This window comes from Streptomyces sp. NPDC126510 (genome assembly GCF_040302345.1).
Taxonomy (GTDB): Bacteria; Actinomycetota; Actinomycetes; order Streptomycetales; family Streptomycetaceae; genus Streptomyces.
The window spans coordinates 113,518-135,622 of record NZ_JBEORR010000012.1 but is presented as its reverse complement, the minus strand read 5'-3'; the positions used below and the strand labels follow the sequence as shown (position 1 = coordinate 135,622).

The 22,105-nt window shown below is 71.1% G+C and carries 21 protein-coding genes; 17 read left to right on the top strand and 4 right to left on the bottom strand.

Annotated features, from left to right (window positions below; genetic code table 11):
- Positions 1-10 precede the first annotated feature (10 nt).
- The 11 genes from ABTX60_RS19190 (at position 11) to ABTX60_RS19140 (ending at position 10,935) form a co-directional block, all read left to right on the top strand.
- Positions 11-307 carry a hypothetical protein gene (locus ABTX60_RS19190; protein WP_352098205.1) on the top strand — a complete coding sequence of 99 codons (297 nt, stop codon included), beginning with the start codon at positions 11-13 and terminating at the stop codon, positions 305-307.
- Positions 308-352: 45 nt separating this feature from the next.
- On the top strand, positions 353-547 hold the full coding sequence (locus tag ABTX60_RS19185) for a hypothetical protein (protein WP_352098204.1): 195 nt from the start codon (positions 353-355) through the stop codon (positions 545-547).
- 260 nt (positions 548-807) lie between these two features.
- Complete coding sequence (tatA, locus tag ABTX60_RS19180; protein WP_352098203.1) at positions 808-1,089, top strand: Sec-independent protein translocase subunit TatA; 282 nt, start codon at positions 808-810, stop codon at positions 1,087-1,089.
- A 47-nt stretch (positions 1,090-1,136) separates the two neighbouring features.
- A complete protein-coding gene (gene tatC / locus ABTX60_RS19175; protein ID WP_352098202.1) occupies positions 1,137-2,099 on the top strand; it encodes a twin-arginine translocase subunit TatC in 963 nt (320 codons plus the stop codon).
- A 31-nt stretch (positions 2,100-2,130) separates the two neighbouring features.
- A complete protein-coding gene (locus tag ABTX60_RS19170) occupies positions 2,131-3,021 on the top strand; it encodes a diacylglycerol kinase (RefSeq protein ID WP_352098201.1) in 891 nt (296 codons plus the stop codon).
- A 40-nt stretch (positions 3,022-3,061) separates the two neighbouring features.
- Complete coding sequence (locus ABTX60_RS19165; protein ID WP_352098200.1) at positions 3,062-5,911, top strand: DEAD/DEAH box helicase; 2,850 nt, start codon at positions 3,062-3,064, stop codon at positions 5,909-5,911.
- 399 nt (positions 5,912-6,310) lie between these two features.
- On the top strand, positions 6,311-7,951 hold the full coding sequence (locus ABTX60_RS19160) for a sensor histidine kinase (RefSeq protein WP_352098199.1): 1,641 nt from the start codon (positions 6,311-6,313) through the stop codon (positions 7,949-7,951).
- A complete protein-coding gene (locus ABTX60_RS19155) occupies positions 7,948-8,355 on the top strand; it encodes a roadblock/LC7 domain-containing protein (protein ID WP_352098198.1) in 408 nt (135 codons plus the stop codon). Before ABTX60_RS19160 ends, ABTX60_RS19155 begins: the two co-directional genes overlap by 4 nt.
- Entirely contained in the window at positions 8,352-8,750 is a 399-nt protein-coding gene (locus ABTX60_RS19150) for a DUF742 domain-containing protein (protein ID WP_352098197.1), read from the top strand. Before ABTX60_RS19155 ends, ABTX60_RS19150 begins: the two co-directional genes overlap by 4 nt.
- A complete protein-coding gene (locus ABTX60_RS19145; protein WP_352098196.1) occupies positions 8,731-9,351 on the top strand; it encodes a GTP-binding protein in 621 nt (206 codons plus the stop codon). Before ABTX60_RS19150 ends, ABTX60_RS19145 begins: the two co-directional genes overlap by 20 nt.
- Positions 9,352-9,414: 63 nt before the next feature.
- Complete coding sequence (locus ABTX60_RS19140; protein ID WP_352098195.1) at positions 9,415-10,935, top strand: cytochrome P450; 1,521 nt, start codon at positions 9,415-9,417, stop codon at positions 10,933-10,935.
- Here the strand turns inward: ABTX60_RS19140 and ABTX60_RS19135 are convergent.
- Positions 10,929-11,930 carry an RluA family pseudouridine synthase gene (locus ABTX60_RS19135; RefSeq protein WP_352098194.1) on the bottom strand — a complete coding sequence of 334 codons (1,002 nt, stop codon included), beginning with the start codon at positions 11,928-11,930 and terminating at the stop codon, positions 10,929-10,931. The two genes, ABTX60_RS19140 and ABTX60_RS19135, sit on opposite strands and share 7 nt — an antisense overlap.
- A gap of 80 nt (positions 11,931-12,010) precedes the next feature.
- Here ABTX60_RS19135 and ABTX60_RS19130 point away from each other — a divergent pair, with 80 nt between their 5' ends.
- The gene (locus ABTX60_RS19130; protein WP_352098193.1) at positions 12,011-12,592 is read left to right on the top strand and encodes a GNAT family N-acetyltransferase; all 582 of its coding nucleotides are present in this window, start codon (positions 12,011-12,013) and stop codon (positions 12,590-12,592) included.
- A 38-nt stretch (positions 12,593-12,630) separates the two neighbouring features.
- Here ABTX60_RS19130 and ABTX60_RS19125 read toward each other — a convergent pair whose 3' ends face one another.
- A complete protein-coding gene (locus tag ABTX60_RS19125; RefSeq protein ID WP_352098192.1) occupies positions 12,631-13,473 on the bottom strand; it encodes a siderophore-interacting protein in 843 nt (280 codons plus the stop codon).
- 113 nt (positions 13,474-13,586) lie between these two features.
- Entirely contained in the window at positions 13,587-14,516 is a 930-nt protein-coding gene (locus ABTX60_RS19120; RefSeq protein ID WP_352098303.1) for a 5'-3' exonuclease, read from the bottom strand.
- A 195-nt stretch (positions 14,517-14,711) separates the two neighbouring features.
- Between ABTX60_RS19120 and ABTX60_RS19115 the strand changes: the two genes are divergently transcribed.
- The 4 genes from ABTX60_RS19115 (at position 14,712) to ABTX60_RS19100 (ending at position 20,030) form a co-directional block, all read left to right on the top strand.
- The gene (locus ABTX60_RS19115; protein ID WP_352098191.1) at positions 14,712-15,803 is read left to right on the top strand and encodes a quaternary amine ABC transporter ATP-binding protein; all 1,092 of its coding nucleotides are present in this window, start codon (positions 14,712-14,714) and stop codon (positions 15,801-15,803) included.
- Positions 15,796-18,414, top strand: coding sequence for an ABC transporter permease/substrate binding protein (locus ABTX60_RS19110; RefSeq protein ID WP_352098190.1), 2,619 nt, complete (start codon positions 15,796-15,798; stop codon positions 18,412-18,414). Before ABTX60_RS19115 ends, ABTX60_RS19110 begins: the two co-directional genes overlap by 8 nt.
- Positions 18,415-18,744: 330 nt before the next feature.
- Positions 18,745-19,314, top strand: a complete 570-nt coding sequence (locus ABTX60_RS19105) for a helix-turn-helix domain-containing protein (protein WP_352098189.1) — start codon at positions 18,745-18,747, stop codon at positions 19,312-19,314.
- Positions 19,311-20,030: a helical backbone metal receptor gene (locus ABTX60_RS19100; RefSeq protein WP_352098188.1), complete on the top strand. Its 720-nt coding sequence runs from the start codon at positions 19,311-19,313 to the stop codon at positions 20,028-20,030. The genes ABTX60_RS19105 and ABTX60_RS19100 overlap by 4 nt, the downstream gene beginning before the upstream one ends.
- Here the strand turns inward: ABTX60_RS19100 and ABTX60_RS19095 are convergent.
- Complete coding sequence (locus ABTX60_RS19095) at positions 19,942-21,093, bottom strand: TDT family transporter (RefSeq protein WP_352098187.1); 1,152 nt, start codon at positions 21,091-21,093, stop codon at positions 19,942-19,944. The two genes, ABTX60_RS19100 and ABTX60_RS19095, sit on opposite strands and share 89 nt — an antisense overlap.
- 70 nt (positions 21,094-21,163) lie before the next feature.
- Between ABTX60_RS19095 and ABTX60_RS19090 the strand changes: the two genes are divergently transcribed.
- Positions 21,164-22,093 carry a LysR family transcriptional regulator gene (locus ABTX60_RS19090; RefSeq protein ID WP_352098186.1) on the top strand — a complete coding sequence of 310 codons (930 nt, stop codon included), beginning with the start codon at positions 21,164-21,166 and terminating at the stop codon, positions 22,091-22,093.
- The last annotated feature ends 12 nt before the right edge of the window (positions 22,094-22,105 follow it).

Genomic DNA, 22,105 nt, shown 5'->3' with positions numbered 1-22,105 from the left:
GAGCGAGGGCTTGAGCGAGTCGGTGACGCCCGGTGGTGCCGGGGGCATGACGGTGGAGTCCGCGTTCGCGGGGATGAGAAGCGTGACGCCGGTCGTGTTCCGGGCGGGCTGCCCCGACTGCCGGGAGCACTGCGAGCTCGCGGCGGGCGCGCTGCGCCTGGCCATCGGCGCCACGAGCCGCACGACCTTCTACTCCTTCACCTGCCCGGAGTGCGGCGCGTCCGTCCGCAAGCCCGCGGGGGAGCGGATCGTGGAGCTGCTCACCGGTGGCGGGGTGCGGACCCTGCGGCTGCACTCCACCGTCTAGTGGGCCGGGGGTTCCGGCCGTACGGAAAGGTCTAGGCTCGGCGTCATGTTCTGGCCGATGTTCGCGGTTGCGGTGGGTTTTGTTGGTCTCGTGGTGCTCGGGGTGCTCGCCGTGCGGGTCTTCGTGGAGGCACAGCGCCTGGGCAGGCAGGTCACGGACTCGGCGCGCCGTATCAACCGGGCCGCCGAGGACCTGGAGCGGTCGGCGCAGAGCGCGGCCCGTTCCGTCGACGCTCTGTGAGGTGTCCGGCCGACGGCTGTGAGTTGCGTTTCGGGACACTTCGCCCTGTCACGTCGGCCGTTCGTACAGGTACTCTGCTGGTCGCGGCCCGGTTAACGAGGCACTGGTCGCGGACGGGAGTGCGCGCAAGGGATGCAGAGGGATTGCCTCACGTTTACCCCCGAGCGTTACGATCGCTGCCAACACGACCGTTCGGACAAGTGTCCGACCGGTCGGACAGCACCCCCACCACAGCCGCCTCGGTGAGAAGGTAAAGACTTATGTTCGGAAGGCTCGGAGCCCCCGAGATCATTCTCATCCTCGTCGTCATCATCCTGCTGTTCGGCGCGAAGAAGCTTCCGGACATGGCTCGGTCGCTCGGCAAGTCGGCCCGCATCCTCAAGAGCGAGGCCAAGGCGATGAAGGACGAGAGCAAGTCGTCCACGACCCCGGCCGGCCCGCCCAACAACGACGAGCCCTCGCAGCGCACCATCCAGGCAGCGCCCGGTGATGTGACCAGCTCGCGCCCGGTCAACGAGCCCACGGACACGACCAAGCGCTGACGCAGGGCCGGTGACCTCCGGCCCGCCGCACGAGATGGGAACGTGGGTTGCTGAAGTCTGCCCGCAAGCAGGAGAGGGATCCCGAGGGGCGCATGCCCCTCGCGGAGCACCTTCGCGAGCTCCGCAACCGGCTCGCCAAGGCGATGCTGGCGATCGTCCTCGTCACGGTCGTCGCCGCCTTCTTCTACAACGACATCATCAACTTGATCACCAAGCCGATCCTCGACTCGGTCGGCTGTGACAAGACCTTCGCGGAACTGGCCAGGTCGCAGCCCGGCGCGAAGCCCTGTGCGCAGATCACCATCAACGGCCTGCTCACCCCCTTCACGCTCGCGCTGAAGGTGTCCCTGATGGCCGGCGTCGTCTTCGCCTCGCCGATCTGGCTCTACCAGCTGTGGGCCTTCGTCGCGCCGGGTCTGCACCGCCACGAGAAGAAGTACGCCTACGCCTTCGTCGGCACGGGCGCCCCGCTGTTCATCGTCGGCGCCTACTTCGCGTACTCGGTCCTTCCCACCACGGCGAAGGTGCTCCTCGAGTTCACCCCCGGCGGCACGTCCAACCTCCTGCCGCTGGACGACCTGCTCGACCTGGTCATGCGGATGGTGCTGGTCTTCGGCCTCTCCTTCGAGCTGCCCCTGCTGCTGGTCATGCTCAACCTCACCGGCATACTCACCGGCAAGCGGATGCTCGGCTGGTGGCGCGGCATGATCATGGGCATCACGGTCTTCGCGGCCATCGCCACGCCCAGCACCGACCCGCTGACCATGCTGGCGCTCGCGGCGCCCATCTGGATCCTGTACTTCGCGGCCGTAGCCTTCTCCCTGGTCAACGACCGCCGCAAGGCCCGTCGCGAGGCCCTCGGCCCCGCCGACGACGAGGCCTCCGAGCTGGACCTCACCCTCGAGGACATCGGCGAGATCGAGCCCGTGACGACCAGCCGCGCGGCGCTGCCCGAGCAGGCGAGCTCGGAGCGCACGGACCGGGTCAACGGTTATGACGACGTGACCTGAAGATCGGCGGGCACCTCGTAGGGTCGATGCCGTGACCAGCGAGATCACCCTCTTCGTCAACCCCACCGCGGGCCGCGGCCGGGGCGCCCGCGCGGCGCAGCCGGCCGCTTCCGCGTTGCGGGCGGCCGGCTTCTCGGTCCGGACCGTCCTCGGAGAGGACGCCGCGGACGCCCTCGTCCGCGCGCGTGCGGCCGTCGAGTCCGGCACGGGCGCGTTGATCGCCGTCGGCGGCGACGGCATGGCCGGGCTCGCGCTCAGGGCGGTCGCGGGCACCCGCACGCCGCTCGGCCTGGTCGCGGTCGGCACCGGCAACGACTTCGCCCGTGCCCTCGGCCTGCCGGTCCGGCAGCCCGCCGCCGCGGGCCGCATGATCGCCGACGCCCTCAAGTGCGGCCGGATCCGCGACATCGACCTCGGGCAGGTCGGCGACCGCTGGTTCGGCACGGTCCTCGCCTCCGGCTTCGACTCCCGCGTCAACGACCGCGGCAACCGCATGCGATGGCCCACCGGCCGTCTGAAGTACGACCTGGCGATGATCGCCGAACTCGCCGAGTTCCGGCCCGTGCCGTACCGGATCCGGCTCGACGACGGCGAGGTCCGTGAGGTCGAGGCGACCCTCGTGGCCGTCGGCAACGGTTCCTCGTACGGCGGCGGCATGCGGATCTGCCCCGGTGCCGACCTGACCGACGGGCTGTTCGACGTGACGGTGGTCGGCGACTGCAGCCGCAGGACGCTGCTGCGGGTGTTCCCGCGGGTGTACCGGGGTACGCACATCGAGCATCCGAAGGTGACCGTGCTGCGGGCGGCACGGGTCGAGATCTCCGCCGATCACGTCACCGGCTACGCCGACGGGGAGCCGCTCGGCCCGCTGCCGCTGAGCGCGCGCTGCGTGCGCGCGGGCGTGCGGGTCGTCGGCCCCTGAGCTGCGCGGATCCGGGGTTTCGCAGCAACGGATCCGGATAATGATCGTCCTGTTGTCAGTGCGGCCCGGTACGCTCGAAAGCACGATGACAGAGGACCTCTCCCCGGCCGAGCGGTACGCGGCAGCCCGCAAGCGCGCTGCCGAGCAGGCCACCGCGCTCGCCTCCTTCCGCGAGATGTACGACTTCGGCCTCGACCCCTTCCAGATCGAGTCCTGCCAGGCGCTCGAGGCGGGCAAGGGCGTGCTCGTCGCCGCGCCCACCGGCTCCGGCAAGACGATCGTCGGCGAGTTCGCCGTCCACCTCGCCCTCCAGCAGGGCAAGAAGTGCTTCTACACGACACCCATCAAGGCCCTGTCGAACCAGAAGTACGCCGACCTGTGCCGCCGCTACGGCACGGACAAGGTGGGCCTGCTGACCGGCGACAACAGCGTCAACTCCGAAGCGCCGGTGGTGGTGATGACCACCGAGGTGCTGAGGAACATGCTGTACGCCGGTTCCCAGACCCTCCTCGGCCTCGGCTACGTGGTCATGGACGAGGTGCACTACCTCTCCGACCGGTTCCGCGGAGCCGTGTGGGAAGAAGTGATCATTCACCTTCCCGAGTCGGTGACGCTGGTCTCGCTCTCGGCGACCGTGTCCAACGCCGAGGAGTTCGGCGACTGGCTGGACACGGTCCGCGGCGACACCGAGGTGATCGTCTCCGAGCACCGGCCCGTCCCGCTGTTCCAGCACGTGCTGGCCGGGCGGCGGATGTACGACCTGTTCGAGGAGGGCGAGGGCCACCGGAAGGCCGTCAACCCCGACCTCACGCGCATGGCGCGCATGGAGGCGAGCCGGCCGTCGTACCAGGACCGCCGGCGCGGCCGGTCCATGCGCGAGGCCGACCGTGAGCGCGAGCGCCGTCAGCGGTCCCGGATCTGGACGCCGAGCCGGCCCGAGGTCATCGAGCGGCTCGACGCCGAGGGGCTGTTGCCCGCCATCACCTTCATCTTCAGCCGTGCCGCCTGCGAGGCAGCCGTCCAGCAGTGCCTGCACGCGGGCCTCAGGCTCAACGACGACGAGGCCCGCGAGCGGGTCCGCGCCCTGGTCGAGGAGCGCACGGCGTCCATCCCGACGGAGGACCTGCACGTCCTCGGCTACTACGAGTGGCTGGAGGGCCTGGAGCGCGGCATCGCGGCCCACCACGCGGGCATGCTGCCGACCTTCAAGGAGGTCGTCGAGGAGCTGTTCGTACGCGGCCTGGTCAAGGCCGTGTTCGCGACCGAGACCCTGGCCCTCGGCATCAACATGCCCGCCCGTTCGGTGGTGCTGGAGAAGCTCGTCAAGTGGAACGGCGAGCAGCACGCGGACATCACCGCGGGCGAGTTCACCCAGCTGACGGGCCGGGCCGGGCGGCGTGGCATCGACGTCGAGGGCCACGCCGTGGTGCTCTGGCAGCGCGGTATGAGCCCCGAGCACCTGGCGGGCCTGGCCGGCACGCGTACGTATCCGCTGCGCTCCAGCTTCAAGCCGTCGTACAACATGGCGGTCAACCTGGTCGAGCAGTTCGGGCGGCACCGCTCGCGCGAGCTGCTGGAGACGTCGTTCGCGCAGTTCCAGGCGGACAAGTCGGTGGTCGGCATCTCCCGGCAGGTGCAGCGCAACGAGGAGGGCCTCGAGGGCTACAAGGCCTCCATGACCTGTCACCTCGGCGACTTCGAGGAGTACGCGCGGCTGCGCCGCGAACTGAAGGACCGGGAGAACGAGATCGCCCGGCAGGGCGTGGCGCAGCGGCGCGCGGAGGCCGCCGTCGCGCTGGAGAAGCTGAAGCCCGGTGACGTCATCCACGTCCCCACCGGCAAGTACGCGGGCCTGGCGCTGGTGCTGGACCCGGGCCTGCCGGCGGGCCGTTCGAACGGTCACCGCGGCTTCGACCACCACGACGGGCCGCGCCCGCTGGTGCTGACCGCCGAGCGGCAGGTGAAGCGGCTGGCGTCGATGGACTTCCCGGTGCCGGTCGAGCCGCTGGAGCGGATGCGGATCCCGAAGTCCTTCAACCCCCGGTCCCCGCAGTCCCGTCGGGACCTCGCGTCGGCGCTGCGCACCAAGGCCGGGCACATCCCGGCCGAGCGGCACCGCAAGCGGCGCTCCCAGGCGGCCGACGACCGTGAGATCTCCCGGCTGCGGACCGCGCTGCGCGCGCACCCCTGCCACGGCTGCAACGACCGTGAGGACCACGCCCGTTGGGCCGAGCGGTACCACCGGCTGCTGCGCGACACCTCGCAGCTGGAGCGGCGGATCGAGGGCCGTACGAACACGATCGCCAGGACGTTCGACCGCATCGTGGCGCTGCTGACCGAGCTGGACTATCTGCGCGCCGACGAGGTCACCGAGCACGGCAAGCGTCTCGCGCGGCTGTACGGCGAGCTGGACCTGCTCGCCAGCGAGTGTCTGCGCGAGGGGGTCTGGGAGGGCCTCGGCCCCGCCGAACTGGCCGCATGTGTCTCGGCGTTGGTGTACGAGTCACGTGTCGCCGACGACGCCATGGCGCCGAAGGTGCCGTCCGGCAAGGCCAAGGCCGCGCTGGGCGAGATGGTGCGGATCTGGGGGCGGCTGGACGCGCTGGAGGAGGAGTTCCGGATCACCCAGACCGAGGGGGTCGGGCAACGCGAGCCCGATCTCGGCTTCGCCTGGGCCGCGTACGAGTGGGCCTCCGGGAAGGGGCTCGACGAGGTGCTGCGCGAGGCGGAGATGCCGGCGGGGGACTTCGTGCGGTGGTGCAAGCAGGTCATCGACGTGCTGGGGCAGATCGCGGCGGCCGCTCCGCAGGGGTCTTCCGTGGTGAAGAACGCGCGTAAGGCTGTGGATCTGTTGCTGCGGGGTGTCGTTGCCTATTCGTCGGTGGGGTGATCGTCTGATGCGCGGGTGACCGTTGTCGGTGGTTGTTCGCGCCCGCGCGGCGGAGCCGCACATCGACACAGCCCCGCGCCCCTGAAACGGCGTTGTACTGAAGCCCATTCACCCCTCGCGGTGAATGGGTTCTCGTACGCCTGTTTGTCGCTACGCACGGTATTCGAACGATGTCGCAGCGTGCAAACGACCGAGCGTACTATCCCTTCGCGTCCGGTTTCCGGCAGTTGCTGAATATGACACAGCGATGATCCGGTCGGACTAAGCTCGCCCGCAGCGCACCGGCTTGAGATGAATTCGTGCGCTTGTTCCCCAATGTGTGGAAGATCCCGACAGCTTCATGACATACCCCCTTGTAAGTCCCCCCGAACCTCAGTCGACTCCTGTCAGAAGGCCCACATGGTGAGTGTTCAATCCCCGCCCGGTCGTCGTGAACTCCCCTACGCGCGCGTGCTGTTGCTCCCGGCCATAGTCATGGCCGCGGCAACCGGGGCCGCCGTCGCGCTGGTGACGGAGCCGGCCCGGGGTGCCGTCGGCTGGTGCGGCGGTATCGCCACCGCGCTGGTGCTCGCGACGGCGGCCGAGGCGGTGCGCCGCGGCCGTGCGCTGCGCAGCCAGCGTGCCGAGCACACCCGGCACAGCGCGCATCTGGAACAGCGGATCGCCGCCCACGAGAGCGAGCTGGTCCGCTTCTCGAGGGAGATCATCCCCGCCGCGCTCGACCTGCTGCGGACCGGGGAATCCCCCAGGGAGGTGATCCGCAAGCTCGGCCTCGCCAACCCGGCGTTCCGCGACCTCCCCGAGGCGCAGGCGGAGACGCTGCTGAGGATGCTCAAGATCGTCGACTACGAAGTGACGATGCGCGACGCCGCCGCGCGCTCCTTCGTCAGTGTGGCCCGCCGCGTCCAGGCGATCATCCATCAGCAGGCCGAGGAACTGCGGGAGATGGAGGAGGACCACGGCCGCAACCCCGAGGTCTTCGACGACCTCCTGCGCATCGACCACGGCAACGCCCTGATCGGCCGCCTCGCCGACTCCGTCTCCGTCCTCGGCGGCGGCCGCCCCGGACGGCAGTGGCCCGCGCCGGTGTCCCTGTACAGCACCCTGCGCGGTGCCATGTCCCGCATCCTCGAGTACCGGCGCATCCAGCTGTCCTCCATCGCCAAGGTCAGCGTCAAGGGCATCTACGTCGAGCCGGTCATCCACGCGGCCGCCGAGCTCCTCGACAACGCCACGCGCTACTCGCCGCCGCAGACCAAGGTGCACGTCACCGCCACCGAGGTGCAGACCGGCGTCTGCATCGAGATCGAGGACGGCGGCGTCAACCTCAACGAGGAGGCCCGCGCCCGGATCGAGGGCATGCTGGAGGCCGCCAAGGCGGGCGTCGACCTGCAGGACATCGGCGAGCACCCGCGCCTCGGCCTGGCCGTCGTGGGCCGTCTGTGCACGGCGTACAACATGCAGGTCTCGCTGCGCGCCTCCGCGTACGGCGGCGTTCGCGCCATCCTCATCGTGCCCAGCGAGATGATCACCCACGAGCCCGGTGTCGGACTCGCCCACGGCATCGGCGCCACCGGCATCCCCATGACGGTCGGCATCCCCGAGGGCCCCAAGCGCGCGCCCAAGAGGCGACGCCCCACCAGCCCGAAGATCCCCGCCACGGTCTCCCTGGAGGACGAAGACGTCCCCGAGGTCACCGAGTGGACCGCGAACGGCCTGCCGCAGCGCCGCAGCAAGGTGAAGATGCCGCTCGCCGAGCGCCTCGCCCAGCAGGCCGCCAACGAGAAGGCCGACCAGGAAGCAGCCGAACGGGGCGAGTACAACCCGTGGGCGACACCGGAGCCCGAGCCCAAGTCATGGCACGACATGTCGTCCCCCGACGCCCCCGGCAAAGGCCTCGAAGCCTTCTGGGAGGGACTCAAGCAGGGCATCGAACCCGGCACCCACCCGACCGACTTCATCCGGAACCCGCACAAGTACCTGCACCTGATCAACGACCCGGCCCCCACCGAGGCCGATGACGAGGGGGACCTCAAGTGATCCAGCAGCGAGGCAACTTCGACTGGATGCTCAAGCAACTCGCCGACGGGGTGCCGGGCATCGAGATGATCGTGGTGCTCTCGGCCGACGGTCTGCGCATCGCCCGCTACGGCGGCGAGCCGGACGCGGCCGACCGGGTCGCCGCCGCCTGCGCCGGCCTGCAGTCCCTCGCGGGCAGCATCTGCCAGGAACTCACCGTGGGCGACGGCGAGATGAAGCTCGTCATGATCGAGATCGACCGCGGCTACTTCTACCTGATGGACGCGGGCGCCAACGCCTTCCTCGCGGTGCTCTCCGACGTGCGGTGCGAACCCGGCCGGATGAGCGCCATGATGCGCGACCTGGTCGTGCGGATCGGCGGCCACCTCACCAGTCCGCCCCGGCGGAACGGGCAGATCGTATGACGCCTCCGCAACGCCAGAGGCGCGACCTGGCCCCGGAGCCGCCCACGCCACCTCAAGGCGAGGACAAACCCGGGAACCCGGAGCGGATGTACGTGGTGGCAGGTCCGGACGGCGAACGGGCCGAGCTCGACCTCGTGACGTTAATCGTGGCGCGGGCCACGGACCCGCCGCCCTCCGCCTCCCCCGAGCAGGCGGCGCTGCTCCGGCTCTGCGCCGCCCCCCTGTCCGTGGCCGAGCTGTCGGCCTACCTCCACCTGCCGTTCAGCGCGATGGGCGTCCTGCTCACCGAGCTGATGACGGCGGACCTGGTGCAGGCGCGCGCCCCGATCGTCCGCAAGGCGCGCTCCGACCGTTCCCTCCTCGAAGCGGTGATGAATGGACTTCAACGGCTCTGACACCATCCCGGGCCCCCGGGCCGAGGACCAGCTGCCCCACACGGCACAGTCCGCGGCCAAGATCGTGATCGTGGGCGGCTTCGGCGTCGGCAAGACGACCATGGTCGGCTCGGTCAGCGAGATCACTCCGCTGACCACCGAGGAGACCATGACGCAGGCCGGTATCGGTGTCGACGACAACTTCGGCTCCGCGTCCAAGACGGCCACCACCGTCGCCATGGACTTCGGCCGGATCAGCATCACCGACCAGCTCGTGCTGTACCTCTTCGGCACACCCGGCCAGCAGCGCTTCTGGTTCCTGTGGAACGGCCTGTTCGAGGGCGCGCTCGGCGCGGTGGTGCTGGTCGACACCCGGCGGCTCGAGGTCAGTTTCGACGTCATGGGACGACTGGAGGAGCGTGGCGTGCCGTTCGTGGTCGCCATCAACTCCTTCCCCGACGCCCCCCGTTACGCCATCGAGGAGCTGCGCACCGCCCTCGACCTCACGCCGGACATCCCGATCATGGAGTGCGACGCGCGGCGCCGGGCCTCCAGCCGCGACGTGCTGATGACCCTCATGCGCTTCCTGCACTCGCTCGCCATGACGGGCTCCCGCGTCTGATCCGTGCCGCCCACCCCACACCCCCCAGACACCTGCGACAACTTCAGTTTCGGAGCGATCACTGTGACGCCTGAATCCCACGCCCCGACCAGTACGGACCTCCCGCCCGGCCCGCCCCCCGGCTGCCCCGCGCACGGCCTCGGGCCCGGGGGACTGCACCGGCTGCACGAGGCGGAGGACCTGGGAGCGCTGTACGAGCAACTGCGGGACCAGCACGGTCCCGTGGCGCCCGTGCTGCTCCACGACGACGTGCCGATGTGGATCGTCCTCGGCCACGCCGAGAACCTGCACATGGTGCGCTCGCCCTCGCAGTTCTGCCGGGACAGCCGCATCTGGACCCCGCTCAGGGAAGGCCTCGTCAAGCCCGACCACCCGCTGATGCCGCACATCGCCTGGCAGCCCATCGCCTCGCACGCCGAGGGCGACGAGCACAAGCGGCTGCGCGGCGCGGTCATGGGCGCCATCTCCACCATCGACTTCCGCAGCCTGCGCCGCTACATCAACCGCAGCACGCAGGTGATCGTCAACCGGTTCTGCGAGGCGGGCGAGGCGGACCTCGTCGGCGAGTTCACCGAGCACCTGCCGATGGCGGTGATGTGCGAGATCCTCGGCATGCCCGACGAGTACAGCGACCGGCTCGTCGAGGCCGCCCGCGACGCCCTCAAGGGCACCGACACCTCGCTCGCCAGCCATTCCTACGTCATGGACGCCCTGAGCCGGCTCACCGCCACCCGCCGCGCCCGGCCGGAGGAGGACCTCGCCAGCTACCTGATCACGCACCCGGCCCGGCTGAGCGACGACGAGGTCAGGGAGCACCTGCGCCTGGTGCTCTTCGCCGCCTACGAGGCCACCACCAACCTGCTGTCCAACGTGCTCCTCACGGTGCTGATCGACCCGCGTTTCAGGGCCCAGCTGAACGGCGGCCAGATGACGGTGCCGGAGGCGGTGGAGCAGTCCCTGTGGAACGAGCCGCCGTTCAGCACGGTCTTCGCCTACTTCGCCAAGCAGGAGACCGAGCTGGGCGGGCAGCGCATCCGCCGGGGCGACGGGCTGCTCTTCGCGCCACTGCCGGCCAACGTCGACCCGCGGGTGCGGCCGGACCTGAAGGCCAGCATGCAGGGCAACCGATCCCACCTCGCCTTCGGTGGCGGCCCGCACGAGTGCCCCGGGCAGGACATCGGCCGCTCCATCGCCGACGTGGGCGTGGACGCGCTGCTGATGCGGCTGCCGGACGTGGAACTCGACTGCCCTCAGGAGGACCTGCGCTGGACGGCGTCCATCGCCTCCCGGCACCTGGTGGAGCTGCCGGTGCAGTTCGCGCCCCGGCCGCCCCAGGACGTGCAGGAGGTGCCGAACCACAAGCCGGTCGCCGCGCAGCGCTCGGACTGGCAGATCGGCAGCGCGCAGCCCCCGGCCGCCGCTCCGGCCGTGGCACAGTCGCCGCCGGTCGCCGCGCAGCCCCAGCCGGCCCAGGTGCAGCCCCAGCCCCAGCCGGTGCCCGTGCCGCCGCAGCCGGCCGTCGCGGAAGCACCCCGCCGCAGGGGCGTGTGGCAGCGGTTCCTGAGCTGGTGGCGCGGCTACTGACCGTCTGACGGGCCGTCGTACGACCCGGCGGCCCACCGGTCGTACGACGCCCAGGCCGCGAGCGTCCGGCCGCTGTGGAACCGGTGCTCCTCGCCCGTGACCGGGTCGGTGAACTCCAGGGACCGTGCCAGCAGTTGCAGCGGCCGGCGAAAGTCGCCGGCCGGTACGGGGGCGGTCACCTCGGGGTAGAGCGGGTCGCCGAGGATCGGCACCCCCAGCGCGGTCATGTGGACGCGCAGCTGGTGCGTCTGCCCGGTGGCGGGTGCGAGACGGTACCGGGCGAGCCCACCGGATCCGCCCTGCCCGCCGGGCCGGTCGCGGTGCTCGACGAGCTCGACGCGGCTCACCGCGTTGGGCTCGCCGGGGACCTCCCGAGCGGTGAGCACTCCGCGCTCCTTCACGATCCGGCTGCGAACCGTCCGGGGCAGGGCGAGACCGGCGTCGAAGGGAGCGACGGCCTCGTACTCCTTGCGGACCCGGCGGTCGCGGAACAGCGTCTGGTAGGCGCCACGCTCCTCGGGGCGCACCGTGAACAGCACGAGTCCCGCGGTGAGCCGGTCCAGCCGGTGCGCGGCGCCGAGCGATGGAAGGTCCAGCTCGCGGCGGAGCCGGGCCAGCGCGGTCTCGGCGACATGGCCGCCACGCGGGGTGGTGGCGAGGAAGTGTGGCTTGTCGACGACGACGATGTGCTCGTCCCGGTGTACGACCTCCAGCGGGAAGGGCACGGGCACCTCTTCGGGCAGGTCCCGGTGGAACCACACGTACATCCCCGGGAGGAAGGGGGCGTCCGCCGCGACGGGCCGTCCGTCCGCCCCGACGATCCGGCCCGCGTCGAACATGCCCTCGACGACCCCGGCGCCCGCCCCGGAGAGCCGCTCCACCAGGTGCTCGCGCACCGTCCCCCAGGTTCCGGTCGCGGGCAGCCGCACCCGCACCGGGTCCACGCCCCGGCGCTGCGGCAGGGGAGAGGGCGGGATGCGGGTCTTGCGTCTCATCGCGGCCCAGCGTACGAGGCCGGTACGGCGGGCGGAAAAATCACTGGGGCCGCCCGGCGGGCGCTTGCCAGGATGCGGGCATGCCGTTTCTCATCAGCCCGGTCCTGACCGCCGGTGCCCTCGCGGGCCACCCTCAGCCGACTCTCCCCGCCGACGGCGGACTCGTCCTACGGCCCTGGCGGGAGGCGGACGCGCCCGCGGTGTACGAGGTCTTCCAGGACCCGTTGATGCACCAGTGGCACGCCCGGTCCGCCGACTCCGTGGCGGAGGTGCGTGACTGGATCCGCACGTGGCATCGGGCGTGGGAGGGGGAGCGGGAGGCGCACTGGGCCGTGGCCGACGCGGAGTCGGGCGCGCTGCTGGGCCGGGTGGCGCTGCGCGAGCTCCGGCTCGACGACGGGACGGCGGAGGTGGCGTACTGGACCGTCCCGGAGGCCCGGGGCCGGGGCGTGGCCGCCCGCGCCACCACCGCGCTCACCCACTGGGCCCTCGACGTAACCGGCTTCCACCGCCTCGAGCTCCTGCACGCCGTGCGCAACGAGGCGTCCTGCCGCGTCGCCGCCAGGACCGGCTTCGGCCTGGAGGGCACCAAGCGCAGCGCGATCATGCAGCCGGACGGATGGCACGACATGCATCTGCATGCGCGGGTGCGGGGGGACTGAGGCGGCGTCGCGCCCTTGCGGCGGCCGGTGGGTCGTTCTCAGGCAGCGGACACGCTCTCCTGCTCCGCCTCGATCCGGGCGTTCCACTCGCGCTTCGACGCCTGCCAGCCGTCCTCGTTGTGGCCGCGACGCCAGTAGCCGGAGATCGACAGGGCCTCGCGCGGGACCTGGCGCTCGACGCGGAGCAGATGGCGCAGCTGCTTGACGAAGTGCGCCTCGCCGTGGACGAACGCGGAGACGCGGCCCTCGGGGAACTCCAGCTCCCGCACGGCGTCGACCAGCGCCTCGCCGAGGGGCCGGGCCCCGCGGTGCAGCCAGACGACCTCCACGTCCGCATCGATCTTCTGCTCCTCCTCGGGGCCGGAGATCTCCACGAAGGCGTACGCCCGGGCGCCGCGGGGCAGCGCCTCCAGAGCGCAGGCGATCGCGGGCAGCGCGCTCTCGTCCCCCGCGAGCAGGTGCCAGTCGGCGGCAGGGTCGGGCGCGTACGCCCCACCGGGTCCCATGAAGCGCACGGTCTCGCCCGGCCGGACGCGCACGGCCCACGGACCGGCCAGACCCTCGTCACCGTGGATGACGAAGTCCAGCGTCAGTTCGCGGTGCTCGGCGTCCCAGTGGCGGACCGTGTAGGTCCGGGTCACCGGCCACTGTTCGCGCGGCAGCTCGGCACGCACGCGTTCCAGGTCGAAGGGCTCCGGATAGGTGACGCCCACCGGCGGGAACAGCAGCTTCACATAGTGGTCGGTGCACGTGCCGGCCGCGAAGTCGGCGAGGCCCTCGCCGCCGAGCACCACGCGCTGCATGTGCGGGGTCAGCCGCTCGGTGCGGACGACCTGCGCGGAGTGGAGCCTGCGCGGCTGGCGTCCCGGTCGCTCTGCCATGAGGACCTCCCTGTCTCGCATAGTTAGGGTTACCTAAGTTAGCACCTTGTTCCCACTTCACACCTCTCGCGCGGGAAGGTCCCGTCGTTCTCTTACGAACTCTTGAGGAAAGATCAGGTCGCGAGCGTGGCCAGCAGGCGCTCCAAGGAGCCGCCCAGTCCCCAGCGGGCCGCCAGCGCCTCCAGGGCCGCCGGGTCGCGAGGGGTGCGCGGCAGTGCCGTGGAGACGTCCGGCAGGGGGACGTCGTCCGCGACCCGGACCACCTTCGGGGCGACCGCGAGGTAGGGACGCGCCTCGTCGAGCCGCCTGCGCTGCGTCGGCGTCAGCTTCGACCCCCGGTCCTCGACCGCCGCCATGATCCCGGCCAGGTCCCCGAACTGGTCCAGCAGCTTGGCGGCCGTCTTCTCACCGATGCCCGGCACGCCCGGCAGGCCGTCGCTGGGGTCGCCGCGCAGCAGAGCCAGATCCGCGTACCCGTTGCCGTCGACCCCATACTTCTCACGCAGCACCGCCTCATCGGTGTGCTGCAGCGTGCCCACGCCCTTCAGCGGGTACAGCACGCGCACCCCGCGGGCGTCGTCCACCAGCTGGTACAGGTCGCGGTCGCCGGTCACGATGTCCACCGGCCCCTTCGCCCGGGCGGTGAATGTGCCGATCACGTCGTCCGCCTCGTACCCGGCGACACCCACCCGGGCGATGCCCACCGCGTCCAGCACCGCCTCGATGACCGGCACCTGCGGCGACAGCGTGTCGGGTACCTCCTCCTCGTCCGGGCCGGCCGCGTGCTCCTCGGCGACGCGGTGGGCCTTGTAGGACGGGATCAGCTCCACCCGCCACTGCGGCCGCCAGTCGGCGTCCATGCACGCCACCAGAAGGTCCGGCCGGTGGTCCTTGACCAGGCGGTCGATGAAGTCGAGCAGTCCGCGCACGGCGTTCACCGGTGTGCCGTCCGGGGCGCGGACCGAGTCCGGGACGCCGAAGTAGGCGCGGAAGTACAGGGAAGCGGTGTCGAGAAGCATCAGTCGTCCGGTCACGCCACGCATCATGCCGTACCGCACCGACAGCCCCCGGCGCAGCGCAACGTGTTGCGTCTTGTGAGAACCGTGTGAAGTGCCCCACTCTTCCGTTTGCTTTCGAGGATCAAGGGGAGGTGCCGCCCCGGCGCGAGGCTGGTTGCGCATTTCAACTGTTGCGCCCTGTCCTCGCTCTGTTCTGTTGCCAAGCAAATAGAGGTGCACGTGTCAGCGACGTTGGAAGCGACCAGTCTGTACAAGGTGTTCGGCAGGAGACCGGACCGGGCCGTCGAGCGGCTGCGCGGCGGAGCCGACCGGGAGGAACTGCGGGCCGAAGGCATGACCGCGGCCGTGATCGACGCCTCCTTCACCGTCGAGCCCGGCCAGATCTTCGTGGTCATGGGCCTGTCCGGCTCCGGCAAGTCCACCCTGCTGCGCATGCTGAACGGCCTGCTCGAACCGACCGCCGGACAAGTGCGCTTCGACGGCCAGGACCTGACCACGCTGTCCGACCGCGAACTGCGCCAGGTCCGCTCCCGCAAGATCAGCATGGTGTTCCAGCACTTCGCGCTCTTCCCGCACCGCAGCGTGCGCGAGAACGCCGCCTACGGTCTGGAAGTGCAGGGCGTGCCCCGCGCCGAGCGCGCACGCCGCGCCGACGAGGCGCTCGCCCTGTGCGGCCTGGCCGGCTGGGAGAAGTCCTGGCCCGACGAACTCTCCGGCGGCATGCAGCAGCGCGTCGGGTTGGCCCGCGCACTCGCCACCGACGCCGACCTGCTGCTGATGGACGAGTCCTTCAGCGCCCTTGACCCGCTGATCCGGCGTGACATGCAGGACCAGCTGCTGGAGCTGCAGCAGAAGCTCAAGAAGACGATCGTCTTCATCACCCACGACCTGAACGAGGCCATGCGCCTGGGCGACCGCATCGCCGTCATGCGTGACGGCCGCATCGTCCAGAACGGCACCGCCCAGGACATCCTGCTGCGGCCGGAGAACGACTACGTCGCCTCCTTCACCCAGGACGTCGACCGCTCCCGCGTCCTGACCGCCGGCGAGCTCATGGACACCTCGGTCACCGCCTCCGACCCCGGCTGCCGGTGCGAGACCGCCACGCCCGACACCCCCTTCACGGAACTGTGCGCGATCAGCGCCCGGCTCTCCCACCCGGTCGCGGTCCTGGACGCGGACGACCGGCAGGTCGGCGTCGTCCCCCGGCAGCGTCTGGTCGGCTTCCTCGGTGACGAGCCGGACGCCGCCCCGCAGCCCTGCGACTCCCCGCGGGACAAGGGCGGAGAGAAGGTGACCGCCGATGCCTAGGATTCAGCTCGGCAGCTGGGTCAACGACGCGGTCGACTGGCTCACCACCCACATGGCGTGGCTGTTCGACTTCTGCAAGACCGTCTTCCTCGGCCTCTACGACGGCATCAACGCCGTCCTGCAGGCCCCCGAACCGCTGCTCCTCGCGGGCATCTTCGCCGTGATCGCCTTCTGGCTGCGCGGCACCCTCGCGGGTGTTCTCACCTTCGCCGGGTTCGCGTTCATCGACTCCCTCGGACTCTGGGAGAACGCGATGATCACCCTGGCGCTCGTCCTCGTGGCGACCGTCATCGCGCTGGTGATCTCCCTGCCCGTGGGCATCTGGGCGGCCCGCTCGGACCGCGTCAGCTCACTGGTGCGGCCCGTCCTGGACTTCATGCAGACGCTGCCCGCGATGATCTACCTCATCCCGGCGATCCTGTTCTTCGGCACCGGCGCCCCCGCCGGCATCGTCGCCACCCTGATCTTCGCTCTCGCACCCGGCGTGCGCATGACCGAGCTGGGCATCCGGCAGGTCGACAGGGAACTGGTCGAGGCGGCCGAGGCGTTCGGCACCTCACCCCGCAACACCCTGCTGCGCGTCCAGCTCCCGCTCGCCCTTCCCACCGTGATGGCCGGCGTCAACCAGGTCATCATGCTCGGCCTTTCCATGGCCGCGATCGCCGGCATGGTCGGCACCGGCGGCCTCGGCGGCGACGTCAACGAGGCCATCGGCCAGCTCAACGTGGGTCTCGGCTCCGAGGCCGGGGTCGCGATCGTGATCCTCGCGATCTACCTCGACCGCATGACCAGCGCCCTGGGCACCCAGGTCTCCCCGCTCGGCCGCCGCGCCGCCGCCAAGCTGCGCGCCGCCCAGGGGCTGAAGATCTGGTCGTACCGGCCCCGCGCGGCCGTCGCCGTGATCGGCGTGGTCGTCCTCGCGCTCACCGCGGGCGGCATGGGCGTCCTCGGCGGTGGCACGTCCGGCGGCGAGGCCGTGGCGGACGGCGGCGCCATCGGCGAGGGCAAGAAGATCAGCATCGGCTACATCCCCTGGGACGAGGGCGTCGCCTCCACCTTCCTGTGGAAGGAGATCCTGGAGCGGCGCGGCTACGAGGTCGAGGCCAAGCAGATGGACGCGGGCCCGCTGTACACCTCCCTCGCCCAGGGCGACGTCGACTTCCAGACGGACGCCTGGCTGCCCACCACCCACGCCCAGTACTGGAAGAAGTACGGCAAGCAGCTCGACGACCTCGGCGCCTGGTACGACAAGACGTCCCTGGAGCTCACGGTGCCCGCCTACATGAAGGGCATCGACTCCCTGGCGGACCTCAAGGGCAAGGCCTCCGAGTTCGGCGGAAAGATCACCGGTATCGAGTCCAGCGCCGGCGAGATGGCCCTGCTGAAGAGCAAGGTCCTCAAGGAGTACGGCCTCGACAAGGAGTACGAGGTCGTCGACAGCTCCACGCCGGCGATGCTGGCCGAGCTGAAGCGCGCCTACGCTCAGAAGAAGCCGATCGTCACCACGCTCTGGTCGCCGCACTGGGCGTACAACGACTACGACCTCGAGAAGCTCAAGGACCCGAAGGGCGCCTGGGGCGAGGGCGACGGCGTGCACACCCTCGCGCGCAAGGGCTTCGCCGGCGACGACCCGACGGTCGCGAAGTGGCTGACGAACTTCACGATGAGCGAGAAGCAGCTCACCGGCCTAGAAGCCGAGATCAACAAGGCGGGCAAGGGCAGCCAGCAGGACGCTGTCCGCGCCTGGCTCGAGCGGAACCCCGGCCTCGTCGACGAACTCGCCCCGGTGCCGGACTCCGGCGGCAGCGCGCCCGCCGAGGCGAAGCAGCCCCTGGACGTCGCCTGGTTCCCGTGGGACGAGGACATCGCCGTCACCTACCTCTGGAAGAACGTCCTGGAACGGCGCGGCTACAAGCTGAACCTCAAGCAGATGGACGTCGGTCCGGTCTACACGGGCCTGGCCTCGGGCGATCTCGACCTCAACTTCGACGCCTGGCTGCCCTACGCCCAGAAGAACTACTGGGACAAGAACAAGGACCGGCTGAAGGACCTCGGCACCTGGTACGAGCCGACGTCCCTGGAGATCGCCGTACCGTCCTATGTGAAGGGCGTCGACTCCCTGGAGGACCTCAAGGGCAAGTCCGGCACCTTCAAGGGGAAGATCATCGGCATCGAGCCGGGCACCGGTGAGATGGACCTGCTGAAGAACAAGGTTTTGCCCGGCTACGGCCTGGACGAGGAGTACGAGGTCGTCGACGGCTCCACGCCCGCGATGCTGGCCGAACTGAAGCGCGCGTACGCCAAGAAGGAGCCGATCGCCGTCACCCTGTGGTCGCCGCACTGGGCGTACAGCGACTACGAGCTGACCAAGCTGAAGGACCCGAAGAAGGCCTTCGGCGAGGGCAACACGATCCGCACCATCTCCAACGAGAAGTTCCCCGGGGAGTACCCGCAGCTCACGAAGTGGATCAAGAACTTCAGGATGAGCGAGGAGGAGCTCGGCAGCCTGGAGAGCGAGATCAAGGACCGCGGCCAGGGGCATGAGGAGGAGGCCGTGGCCGACTGGCTCGAGCAGCACCCGGACATGGTGCGGAGGATGACTCCGCAGTAGGGTTCCGGGGTGGGACGCGCGACACGCCGCGTCCCGCGCCGGCCCCGATCACACGAGCGGGATCCGGACAACCACAGAGCGCTACGCCACCCCCTGAACCCCGTCTCTCCGCCTGTTCCCCCAAAGGCGGGCGGCCTGCCCCGCCCCCTTCGGCGGCGGATCGCCTGGCGTGAAGTGTGAGGTGTCGTGCTGTCCCGTATGACAGCGATGTGACGGCCGCCTGAAACGGTTTGCCGAACATGCGTAGGGTGCAGACAACTCAACAGAAGCAGTGCGCGGGACACCGCCGCACGGGGAGCGGATCGACGGGCGAAGGAGGGAGCCGGAGCGATGGGCGACCACAAAGAACAGCCCCTTCGGGTGGGCGCGGCCGTGCGACGGCGGCGCCGCGCCCTGGAGCTCACCCTCGCCGTCGTGTCCGCGCGCAGCGGCCTGTCGGTCCCGTTCCTGAGCCAGATCGAGAACGACCGGGCGCGGCCCAGCACCAGCTCCCTGGAGAAGCTCGCCGACGCCCTGCGCACCACGGCCGTGGAGCTCCTCGCCGCGGCCGACCCCGCGTGCAGCGTGGACGTCGTCCGGGCCGACGGCAGCGAGCCGCAGCCCCTGCCCCGGGCCCGCTCCCTGGTCCGCGGCCACCACCAGATGCATGCCTCCGAGTTCACCGGCGACCATGACGCCGGCCGTGAATTCCAGTACCGCAACGACCAGTTGATGTACGTCGCCGACGGCGCGGTGGAGATCGAGGCGGAGGGCCGCGCCTACCGCCTGGGCCGTGGCGACACGCTGTACCTGACCGGCGGGGTACGGCATCGCTGGCGGGCCGCCGAGTCGGACACCCGCGTGATCGTCGTCGCCGTGGCGGAGCACATCGAGGCGGTCCGGGACCGGCCACGCCGGTGAGGGTCGTCTCGCTGGTCCCCTCGTTGACCGAGGCCGTGGCCCGCTCGGCGCCCGTCATCCTGGCCGGTGCCACCGACTGGTGCACACACCCCCCGGACCTGGACGTCGTACGCGTCGGCGGCACCAAGAACCCGAAGACCGACCGGATCCTCTCCCTCGCGCCCGACCTGGTGATCGCCAACGAGGAGGAGAACCGCGCACCCGACCTGGCGGCTCTGCGCGCGGCGGGTGTCGAGGTCCTGGTGACGGAGATCCGCGACGTGCCGCAGGCCTTCCGGGAACTGGGCCGCGTGCTGGAGGCCTGCGGAGTGGCGTCCCGCCCTCGCTGGCTGGACGAGGCGGAGGAGAGCTGGGCGGCCCTGCCGGAGCACGGGACGCGGCTGACGGCCGTCGTGCCGATCTGGCGCCGTCCGTGGATGGTCCTGGGCCGCGACACCTTCGCGGGGGACGTCCTCGCCCGCCTCGGCGTGGACCACGTGCACACGACGCACCCCGACCGCTACCCGCGCGTCCCGCTCGAAGAACTCCGCGCCGCGGCACCCGACGTGGTGGTGCTGCCGGACGAGCCCTACCGTTTCACCGCCGACGACGGCCCCGATGCCTTCCCCGGCCTGCCCTGCGCACTCGTCAGCGGACGGCACCTGACGTGGTACGGACCGTCACTGGCCGAGGCGCCGCGGGTACTGGGGCGGGCGCTGCGAGCAGCTCGCCCCTGAGCAGCCCGCGCACGGTGCCCACGGCGGCCGTTCCCCACGCCGCGACCAGCACCGCGTACAGCAGCACCGCCGGACCCGTGTAGACGACGAGCCCGGTGTGCCGGCCCAGCGCCTCGGTGCCCGTGACACAGGTCCCGACCGGGAAGGTGAACGACCACCAGGTCATCGAGAACCGCATCCCGTGCCGTCGGGCGCGCAGCACATGGGCGGCGGCCAGGCAGGCCCACAGCAGCGCGAACCCCATCACCGGCACGCCGTAGAGCACGGCGAGGACCCCGAAGGCCTCGCTGTACGGCACCGGGACGACGCCGGGGGCGACGTCCGCGAAGGCGCCGACGGCGGTGGTGGACTGCCCGAGCGGGCCGAGCACCAGGAACAGGGCCGGGGTGAGGGCGAGGGGCAGCGGCCCGCCGGTGAGCGTCCGGGCGAACACCAGCGGCAGCATGACCAGGGTCGCGACCAGACTGAGCCCGAACAGCGCGAAGCAGACGAGGAGCAGCGTCTCCCGGGCCTGACCGGGTGGCAGATGCGGCACCAACTGCGGCCCGACGGCGGCCGACACCATGGGCGCGACGACCGGCAGCAGCCACACCGGTGTGGCCTGCCCCGGCTCGACCCGATGGCGTACGGCCATCAGATACGGCACCGCGACGGCCGCGGCGAGACCGATCAGCGTGCCCGCGGTGAACAGCACCGCGTCGAGCGTGAGGGCCGCCCGCAGGCCGATCCAGTCCCGGCCGACGGTGAGGGCGCCGCCGCCCACGGCCAGCAGGGCCATGGCGAGGCAGCCGTAGAAGGGGGCCGTCGCCGGGTCGAGGAGGTGGGCGCGGGCCTGGTCCCGGTGCCGGGCCCAGTGCACCGCCCGGCCTGTGAGCAGGGCCAGGAGCAGGACGAGGGAGAGGGCCCACATCACGGTGAGCACCCCGCGCAGTCCCGGGACGTGCGGTGCGAGGGCGGCCCCGGCGGTGGCGACGACGGCGGTGCCCATCACGGTGGCGTACCAGTTGGGTCCGAGATGACGCAGGGAGAGCGGGTACACGAGGGGCTGGGCTGCGGTGACCATGGCTCCACGATGGTTCCGGGCGAGGCGCACCACCAGGGACCATGCCTCTATGGCGACATAAGCTGGGTTTATGAGCAACGCGGATGAGCAGGACGGTCCGGGGATCACCGGGCCCCTGGCGCACCGGGTGCCGGATCTGGGCGCCCTGGAGCTGCTGCTGGCGGTGGCGCGGCTCGGCAGTCTCGGCGGTGCGGCGCGGGAACTCGGCATCACCCAGCCCGCGGCCAGCAGCCGCATCCGGTCGATGGAGCGGCAGCTCGGCGTGGCGCTGGTCGACCGCTCGCCCCGCGGCTCCCGGCTCACGGACGCCGGTGCCCTGGTGACGGACTGGGCGCGGCGGATCGTGGAGGCGGCGGAGGCGTTCGACGCGGGGGCGCAGGCGCTGCGCGTCCGCCGCGACTCCCGTCTGCGGGTGGCCGCGAGCATGACCATCGCCGAGTACCTGCTGCCCGGCTGGCTGCTCGCGCTGCGCGCGCAGCGACCCGACACGGCGGTGTCGCCGCACGCGGGGAACTCGACGGCGGTGGCGGAGCGACTGCTGGCGGACGAGGCGGATCTGGGGTTCGTGGAGGGGCTGTCGGTGCCGCCCGGACTCGACTCCGCGGTGATCGCCCATGACCGGCTGATAGTGGTGACGGCGCCGGGGCACGCGTGGGCCCGGCGGCGGCGGTCGCTGGCCGCGGGGGAGCTGGCGTCGACGCCGCTGATCCTCCGGGAGAAGGGGTCGGGGACGCGGCAGGTGCTGGACGCGGCGCTGGGCGGGCTGGCCCGGCCGCTGATCGAGTTGTCGTCCACGACGGCGGTGAAGGCGGCGGCGGTGAGCGGGGCGGGACCGGCGGTGCTGAGCGAACTGGCGGTGGGGGAGGAGCTGGCGATGCGTCGGCTGGTGCCCGTGCCGGTGGAGGGGGTCGCCCTGGCGCGGGACCTGAGGGCGGTGTGGCCGACGGGGCATCGTCCCACCGGTCCGGCGCGGGACCTGCTGTCACTGACGCGGGGTTAGTCTCTCGCCCCC

Excerpts from the sequence above, each read along its gene's own strand:
- ABTX60_RS19095 (WP_352098187.1), bottom strand. The coding sequence starts at position 21,093 with ATGGTCACCGCAGCCCAGCCCCTCGTGTACCCGCTCTCCCTGCGTCAT.
- ABTX60_RS19110 (WP_352098190.1), top strand. The coding sequence starts at position 15,796 with ATGCCTAGGATTCAGCTCGGCAGCTGGGTCAACGACGCGGTCGACTGG.
- ABTX60_RS19105 (WP_352098189.1), top strand. The coding sequence starts at position 18,745 with ATGGGCGACCACAAAGAACAGCCCCTTCGGGTGGGCGCGGCCGTGCGA.
- ABTX60_RS19125 (WP_352098192.1), bottom strand. The coding sequence starts at position 13,473 with ATGGCAGAGCGACCGGGACGCCAGCCGCGCAGGCTCCACTCCGCGCAG.
- tatA (WP_352098203.1), top strand. The coding sequence starts at position 808 with ATGTTCGGAAGGCTCGGAGCCCCCGAGATCATTCTCATCCTCGTCGTC.
- ABTX60_RS19150 (WP_352098197.1), top strand. The coding sequence starts at position 8,352 with ATGACGCCTCCGCAACGCCAGAGGCGCGACCTGGCCCCGGAGCCGCCC.
- ABTX60_RS19185 (WP_352098204.1), top strand. The coding sequence starts at position 353 with ATGTTCTGGCCGATGTTCGCGGTTGCGGTGGGTTTTGTTGGTCTCGTG.
- ABTX60_RS19130 (WP_352098193.1), top strand. The coding sequence starts at position 12,011 with ATGCCGTTTCTCATCAGCCCGGTCCTGACCGCCGGTGCCCTCGCGGGC.
- ABTX60_RS19145 (WP_352098196.1), top strand. The coding sequence starts at position 8,731 with ATGGACTTCAACGGCTCTGACACCATCCCGGGCCCCCGGGCCGAGGAC.
- ABTX60_RS19090 (WP_352098186.1), top strand. The coding sequence starts at position 21,164 with ATGAGCAACGCGGATGAGCAGGACGGTCCGGGGATCACCGGGCCCCTG.
- ABTX60_RS19120 (WP_352098303.1), bottom strand. The coding sequence starts at position 14,516 with ATGCGTGGCGTGACCGGACGACTGATGCTTCTCGACACCGCTTCCCTG.
- ABTX60_RS19135 (WP_352098194.1), bottom strand. The coding sequence starts at position 11,930 with ATGAGACGCAAGACCCGCATCCCGCCCTCTCCCCTGCCGCAGCGCCGG.
- ABTX60_RS19165 (WP_352098200.1), top strand. The coding sequence starts at position 3,062 with ATGATCGTCCTGTTGTCAGTGCGGCCCGGTACGCTCGAAAGCACGATG.
- ABTX60_RS19160 (WP_352098199.1), top strand. The coding sequence starts at position 6,311 with ATGGTGAGTGTTCAATCCCCGCCCGGTCGTCGTGAACTCCCCTACGCG.